This window comes from Pontibacter rugosus (assembly GCF_042678745.1).
Classification (GTDB): Bacteria; Bacteroidota; Bacteroidia; order Cytophagales; family Hymenobacteraceae; genus Pontibacter; species Pontibacter rugosus.
This window is the reverse complement of record NZ_JBHTLD010000228.1, coordinates 1-7451: the sequence shown is the minus strand read 5'-3', so window position 1 is coordinate 7451 and position 7451 is coordinate 1. Positions and strand designations below refer to the sequence as shown.

Here is a 7451-nt window from a genome sequence, read left to right as displayed (position 1 = left end):
CGGGGCAGGGACTTTCCTTTTTCTGTTATTTCTGTCTCAAGCAATCTCTCAAAGAACTTATAGAAGAACATCTTTCCTCTCTTGCCATCTTCCGATGCGTCACTCTTTATTCCCTTCGGAGCCGTTCGCTTCGTGGCGGGGTGCAAAGTTAGCAGCTTTATTTCAATCTGCAAAACTTTCTCAATCTTTTTTTTTGCCTCTCTCGTAGCAACCCTTCCCTCTGGAAGCGGATGCAAAGGTAAGAAAAACCTTTCGGAAAACAAGAATCTTTTTTCTCTTTATTTTTCCGGCCTCTCCCTTCCGGAGCGGGTTGCAAAGGTAGCAACCTTTTCCCTTTCCGCAAGCACCGAGGCAAATCTTTTTTTCGGCGTTTCCTTTTTGGGCCGAGGCAGCAAAACGCGACCCAAGCCTGTGTTATCCCCTCTTTCCGTTCCCCCGTTCCTGCTGAACCGGGATGCAAAAGTAGCAAACATTTCCCACCCCGCAAGCGTAGCCTAGCAAATAATCCCTACTTTTTCGCAAACCATTGAAAATGAAGCGGATTGTTTTTTAGAAAACTTTATTCAGCTCAACTTGTCAATAGATGCAATCAGCACCAACTACTATAATTGCTCCCCATCTTTCTAATAACAGGCTTTAACTTAGGCTAAGAACCTTTATCAATTTCGCTTTTTATACTTGCTTAGCTGTGGTTGCGTTTATTGACTTCAGCATTTCTTCTATTCTTTGCCGCTTCCTATGATTTACTTTATATGTAAGCTTGTAGATCTTTGCCGCCTCTAAGTATAATTGCTCTGCTTCATCCGCTTTACTTTGTGCTAGCATGATATCCCCAAGCAAAGTATAAATGTCTCCTTGATTTACATGATTTGCAGCAAAATACTTATTTGCTATCCCTCTGGCTTTAGCAGCTTCTTTCAGTGCCTCCTCTGTTTTCCCCTCAGACAGCTTTAACCTACTCTTATTATAGTATAGGGTAGCAAGCATCGGGTGCGCTTCCCCTACTACCTGACGTGCCGTAGTTATCGCCTGCTCCAGCTTTTCACCTGCTTTTTGAAACTGCCCTTGCTCCATTTCTATTAGTGCAATGCCTGATAGCACTTTTGCCTTTTTAGTCTTATAGGAATCTCCTTCAGATCGCGCCAGCACTGCTCTATATAAAGAGTCGGAAAATGCGTAGTTCTTTAGACTCATATTGACGTTCGCAATATTTAGCAAAACTTCATCATCGCTGGCAGATTTATACCCAGTGAACCACTTTATAACAGCATAAGCTCTATTCGCATGGGCTGCTGCCTGAGTCTGATTATCTAACTCATCTTCTATAGTAGCCAGTTGAGCCAGTATTTCGGCTGTTCTGTTGTTGTCTCTCCATTGTCTTTCGTACCGTTGCAGCACTTTTACCAGTTTCTCTTTTGCAGCTTCATACTTGCCAAGGTGATCATCCAACTGCGCCGCATCCAGCAACACATTGTGGTACAAGACAGACTCCGATCCATTAATTCTCTTTGAAAGCTTCTGGGCTTCCTTAATTAAATCTTCGGCTTTAGAATAGTCTGCTAAAGCCATGTATGCCTTGAACAACGCTTGCCTGACCACCACATGATTGCCACTACCTGGTTGTTCTAAGTTCTTGTAGCCGGCTTTTGCTTCCTCCAATCTTAAAACAGCAGCCTTATACTTGTTGGTGTATAGTTGCAGATAACCATCATAATGCTGCAGCACATGGTAGCTCAGGCTATCTTTGTGTGTGAACTGCTTCCCTTTTTGAAGGTATAGTGCTGCCTTTTTGTAATCATTTGCCCTTAGCAGATTGGCAATCAGATGCTCATATAACTTCATGGTGCCTTTGTAGCTGCCTTTACCTGCTTTATACTTGCTCTCAAAAGACACAAGCAGTGGCTCTAGCATTTGATTCGCCTCCTGCATGGCTCCTTGTGCCGATGCACTTGTGGTTGCACTTATAACTAAGTCTGCCATGTCTTCGTCTGCCTTACCAACACCTGCCGCATACTTGCTTATTGCAAGAGAATATAGTGAGTCCGCCTTCTCATAGGCTAAAAGCTTTGCGTGACAGTCTGCTATGCTTTTCCAGGACCATACTTTTCTTACATGCCAGGAGCTATCCGCTCCTATCAAATCATCTAAGACAGCATCTGCCTCTTTAAAAGCTAATAAAGCTTGCTGATAATCTTCAGCATCATAAGTTGCCCTACCCTTGCAGGTATAAGCATAATACTGAAGTTCTATAATCCCACTTATTCCATACAGTTCCTGAAGGCCATCTTCCTGCCTCCACTCAAGCCACAACTCCCCCTCACGCCGCGCTGTGTTGGCTGCCTCAATAGCTGCGTCACACGCATTGTTGTTAAGAAATTGATTTACCTTGTCTCTTCCTTCAAACATGCGGAGGTTATGCAGCAGGGATTCGTTGTGCTGGTTAAAAGCCCACAACACCTGCCGGTGAGCCCATGTGTTTAACGGAAGTGACGCGAACACGCTGGTAAGCACAACCAGTACGGCAGACCGGATAAGCAAAGGTTTAAAATTGCCGCCAAACCGCTGCCTAATTCGAAGGCGGTAAGTACAGATCAACAGAAAAAGGAAGAGGCAGAAGTTTGGGGCTGCAAACAGCAACCCTTTTAACCAGCTTAAATTTGCTACAATACCATAAGGTAGTATAAATAACGCAGCGCCTATGGCAAGTCCGGCAAGTATGGACAAGACTTTAGGATACTCATACTTGATCAATAACCAATATCCACCTAGCGCATATGTTATTCCAAAAGTCCACAGGATTAGTCGCAGCACTGTGTTACCCATTACGCCAGAAAGAACAAACACTGCTACAAAAGCCAACAGTGCCCAGAAAGCTATTTCTAAATCTCGCATTTCAATATTATACTGACTCCTGCTTCTCCTTATTATTAGCTGCACTATCGGCATAATCCTGCAAGTAGCTGTAGCGGTCGGTTAGTTTACCGCCCCTGGCTATAGTTGCCCTCTCCAGCATTCCTTCTGCATCAGCATTAAAGAAATGAGGCAGCACATTGTCTATTAAATGTCGGCCAAAATCACGGGATGCATTACGCGGTAGTTCGCACGGCAAGTTATCAACTGCCATCAGGGTAATATTCTCAGGTCTGGAGAAAGGTTCTTCTAACTCAGCTGTTACTGGGTTATAATCAAAGGCTGGTTCTGTGATGGTAGTAGAGCGTTTAGTACAGGGAATAGAGCCACCAACATCACAGGTGATATCAGCAATGGTGTCTATTTTAAAATCTGACTGCCGTGCGTCTTCCTCCGTGAACAGCTTTGGTGCCTTGGGGTCCCAATAGGCGCAGGCCATCAGTAAATCTGTTACACGGGTAAACTTGCGGAAGGTACTCTTATATAAGTGTGGGTTAGTGTAAAAGTCTGGCGAGTCCCATACTTCTACATCGGGCCGGGCGTTGTAATCGCCGGAGTGCAGCTGCGCATATACCGGCTCGGTAAACTGCTTGTACAGGAAATCGAACACGCTCACTTTCCTTATTTCCATTTTATCGAGCACTTCCATGGCGCCGCCCGCCACGCGCCCACCTCCGGTTATCGCGATCTTTATCGGCGGGAGCTTTACTTTAAAGTACTCCTCCTGCATGTCCTCCATCTCGTGGCACAGGTGCGCAGGCTTTAAATTGAACAGGCCATGCTTTTTGCCATAAGTTAGCATTCCGTTATACGCTCCTACTATACCTGCGTAGCGCCCAAAGGCAACCACCCGCTGCCCTTCTGCTGTTTTCAGCAGTTCATAATCAATTAGCGTGATGTTTTTGTCAAGTATAACTCTCAGTAGTTTCGCGTTTTGGGGCTGCTCCTTTATAGTATGAGAAAAGAACAGGTATGTCTTATTTGGGACAAGCTGCTCTACAGGAACCTCTTTCACCCCCATCAGCACATCACAGTTGCTCAGATCTTGCTGCAACGGAATTCCCAGTTCTTCATACTCAGCATCAGTAAAGCACCGGATGTCGCTAGGCTGCACCACCACCTCCAAGCCAGGGAATTCCTGCTGTGCCTCAACACATTTTTTTGGTGTGAGGGGCACTCGCTTATCTACAGGTATTTTGCCTTCTTTGATAATGCCGATCTTTAGTTTGCTCATAGGGTACTTCTCTTGAATTGTTAAGCAGTTATTTATGTTTCGTTGATAAACAAAACCTGCCGATGCAGCTTATTCTTCAGTAGGTTAGCTTTTCACTTAGTACAGGCTGCGCTTGCTGAACTATTTAGCTTTGATGCTTCAATATAATAAACTATTACTACTTTTGTAAAATAAGACAGGAATAGCCTTTAGAGGTGTTTCTGAAGAAGTTGAAACCCAAAAATTCCAGACTAATATATCACCGTTATGATTTTTAAAACCAAACCTGCGGATGTATTTAAGGAGCGCCACAACGGCCCCGATAAAGAGCAGATGCAGGACATGCTGCGCACTATTGGCGTAGAAACACTGGATCAACTAATCGACGAAACTGTACCGGCTGCAATTCGACTTAAAACTCCGCTTAACCTGCCAAAGGCTCTTTCCGAAAAAGACTTCCTGAACAAGTTCGGGCAGATGGTGAAGCAGAACAAGGTATATAAGTCTTACATAGGCCTTGGCTACAACGACACCATTTTACCTCCGGTTATACTTCGTAACATTATGGAGAACCCGGGCTGGTATACTGCCTATACTCCTTACCAGGCTGAAATTGCACAAGGCCGTTTAGAAGCCCTGATCAATTACCAGACGATGGTGATGGACCTGACAGGTATGGAAATCGCCAATGCTTCTTTGCTGGATGAAGGAACTGCTGCTGCTGAAGCACTGGCTATGTTCTATTCGCAGCGCAAAGGCTCTCGCAAAAACGCTACTCGTTTCTTTGTATCTGAGCTAGTGCTGCCGCAAACGATAGATGTACTTTTATCTCGCGCTACACCTCTTAATATAGAGTTAGTAATCGGCGATCACCGCAACGCTGACCTGCAGGACGAGACGCTGTTTGGTGCATTGGTGCAATATCCTGCTGCCGACGGTGGCGTGTTTGATTATACTGACTTCATATCTAAAGCACATGAGCAAGGTATGTTTGTAGCTGTTGCTGCTGATATCTTATCGCTTACCTTATTAACACCTCCTGGTGAGATGGGCGCTGATGTGGTGGTAGGAACGACGCAACGCTTTGGCGTACCGATGGGCTTCGGTGGCCCGCATGCAGCTTTCTTTGCTACAAAAGATGCTTTCAAGCGTGTAATTCCGGGACGTATCATCGGTATTTCTGTGGATGCAGCCGGAGACAGAGCTTACCGTATGGCCCTACAGACGCGTGAGCAGCACATCCGCCGCGAAAAAGCTACTTCTAACATTTGTACTGCCCAGGTACTACTAGCTGTAATGGCTGGCATGTATGCCGTATACCATGGCCCACGCCGCCTGAAGTACATCGGCTTAAACACGCATGCGCTGGCGCAGCAAGTGGAAAATGGCCTGAAGGCACTTGGTTTTGAGCAGCAGAACGAGCAGTATTTCGATACACTGAAAATTGCCGTAGAAAGTGCCGACATGCAACAGGCCATCCGCAAAGAGGCTGAAGCAGCTGGCATTAACTTCCGTTATTTCGGAGAGCATAACATTGGTATTTCACTCAACCAGAACACTGACTTGCAGGATGTAAAAGACATTCTGGCTGTGTTTTCAAAAGTAGCTGGTAAGTCTGCTGATGTGTTATGTATAGATGAACTTCCTGGGGAAACTGAAATTACGTGGGCTGATAGCCTGATTCGTAAGAGCGAGTACCTGCAGCAGGAAGTATTTAACAAGCACCACTCAGAGCACGAGATTCTGCGCTACATGAAGTACCTGGAGAATAAAGACATTTCTTTAGTACACTCCATGATTCCGCTTGGCTCTTGTACTATGAAGCTAAACGCAACAGCGGAGATGATTCCGGTTACCTGGCCAGAGGTTGGTCAGCTACACCCATTCGCTCCTGCTGACCAGACACTAGGTTATAAGCAGATTTTCTCTGACCTGGAGGCTTGGCTGTGTGAGGTAACGCGTTTTGATGCCGTATCGCTTCAGCCAAACTCTGGTGCACAGGGTGAATATGCTGGCCTGATGGTTATTCGTGCTTATCATGAGTCGCGTGGTGATCATCACCGTAACATTTCCCTGATTCCTTCTTCTGCACACGGCACTAACCCAGCTTCTGCGGTAATGGCCGGCATGAAAGTGGTTATCGTGAAGTGCGACGAGAAAGGTAATATTGATGTAACTGACCTTCGTGCCAAAGCGGAGCAGCATAAAAATGAGCTTTCTTGCTTGATGGTGACGTATCCGTCTACGCACGGTGTATATGAGGAGAGCATCATTGAGATCTGCCAGATTATCCATGAGAATGGCGGTAGAGTATATATGGACGGTGCGAACATGAACGCGCAGGTTGGCCTGACTTCTCCGGCTACCATTGGTGCTGACGTTTGCCACCTGAACCTGCACAAGACTTTCTGTATTCCTCACGGTGGTGGTGGCCCTGGCATGGGCCCTATCGGCGTAGTAAAAGATTTGGCTCCGTTCCTGCCTGGCCACGCTGTGGTAGATTTAGGACATGAAGGTGCTATCAATGCTGTTTCTGCGGCTCCTTGGGGTTCAGCTTCTATTTTGCCTATTTCTTATGCTTACATCGCGATGATGGGTGGCGAAGGATTGACAGAGGCAACGAAGGTGGCTATCCTGAACGCCAACTACATTAAGGCGCGCCTAGAGAAGCACTATCCGGTACTGTATGTTGGCACAAATGGCCGCTGCGCACACGAGATGATCCTGGATTGCCGTAATTTCAAGAAAGCCGGCGTTGAGGTAGAAGACATTGCGAAGCGTTTAATGGACTACGGTTTCCATGCGCCAACTGTATCGTTCCCAGTAGCTGGTACGCTGATGGTAGAACCAACTGAGTCTGAAGCACAGGAGGAGTTAGATAAGTTCTGCGACGCCATGATCTCTATTCGTGAAGAAATTCGTGAGATAGAAGAAGGCAAAGCTGACCAAAAGGACAACGTGCTGAAGCATGCACCGCATACATTGAAAGTGGTGATGACAGAGAACTGGGAGCGACCTTACTCGCGCGAGAAAGCTGTATTCCCGATCTCTTACCTGCGCAACAACAAAGTGTGGCCAACAGTTAGCCGCATCGACAGTGCTTACGGCGACCGTAACCTGGTTTGCTCTTGTGCTCCGATTGAGGCTTACAACGAAAATAACAATGAAATGGTAGCTGTAGGCTAACCTCTATAGTTAACCATACTTACAAAAAAGCCTGACCACGTGGTCAGGCTTTTTTTGTTGTCCTGCACAAGTATAACTATGTTCATGAATACTAGCGCTATAGCTGTAGCACTAAATCAAGACTATTCGTAAACTTTAAAAT

Annotated in this window: 4 protein-coding genes; 1 reads left to right on the top strand and 3 read right to left on the bottom strand. The window is 46.0% G+C overall.

The features are described 5' to 3' along the window. The 3 genes from ACFQ2O_RS18395 to ACFQ2O_RS18385 all read right to left on the bottom strand — a co-directional run. Positions 1-236: hypothetical protein (locus ACFQ2O_RS18395; protein ID WP_377531351.1), on the bottom strand; the 236-nt coding region annotated here is incomplete at its 3' end. A gap of 436 nt (positions 237-672) precedes the next feature. Continuing rightward, positions 673-2892: a tetratricopeptide repeat protein gene (locus ACFQ2O_RS18390; protein WP_377531348.1), complete on the bottom strand. Its 2220-nt coding sequence runs from the start codon at positions 2890-2892 to the stop codon at positions 673-675. Positions 2893-2899: 7 nt separating this feature from the next. Further along, entirely contained in the window at positions 2900-4144 is a 1245-nt protein-coding gene (locus ACFQ2O_RS18385; protein WP_377531345.1) for an NAD(P)-dependent oxidoreductase, read from the bottom strand. Positions 4145-4390: 246 nt separating this feature from the next. On the opposite strand from ACFQ2O_RS18385, the gene gcvP reads away from it, so the two are divergent. After that, positions 4391-7309, top strand: coding sequence for an aminomethyl-transferring glycine dehydrogenase (gcvP, locus tag ACFQ2O_RS18380; RefSeq protein ID WP_377531341.1), 2919 nt, complete (start codon positions 4391-4393; stop codon positions 7307-7309). Positions 7310-7451: the final 142 nt, after the last annotated feature.

Excerpts from the sequence above, each read along its gene's own strand:
- ACFQ2O_RS18390 (WP_377531348.1), bottom strand. The coding sequence starts at position 2,892 with ATGCGAGATTTAGAAATAGCTTTCTGGGCACTGTTGGCTTTTGTAGCA.
- ACFQ2O_RS18385 (WP_377531345.1), bottom strand. The coding sequence starts at position 4,144 with ATGAGCAAACTAAAGATCGGCATTATCAAAGAAGGCAAAATACCTGTA.
- gcvP (WP_377531341.1), top strand. The coding sequence starts at position 4,391 with ATGATTTTTAAAACCAAACCTGCGGATGTATTTAAGGAGCGCCACAAC.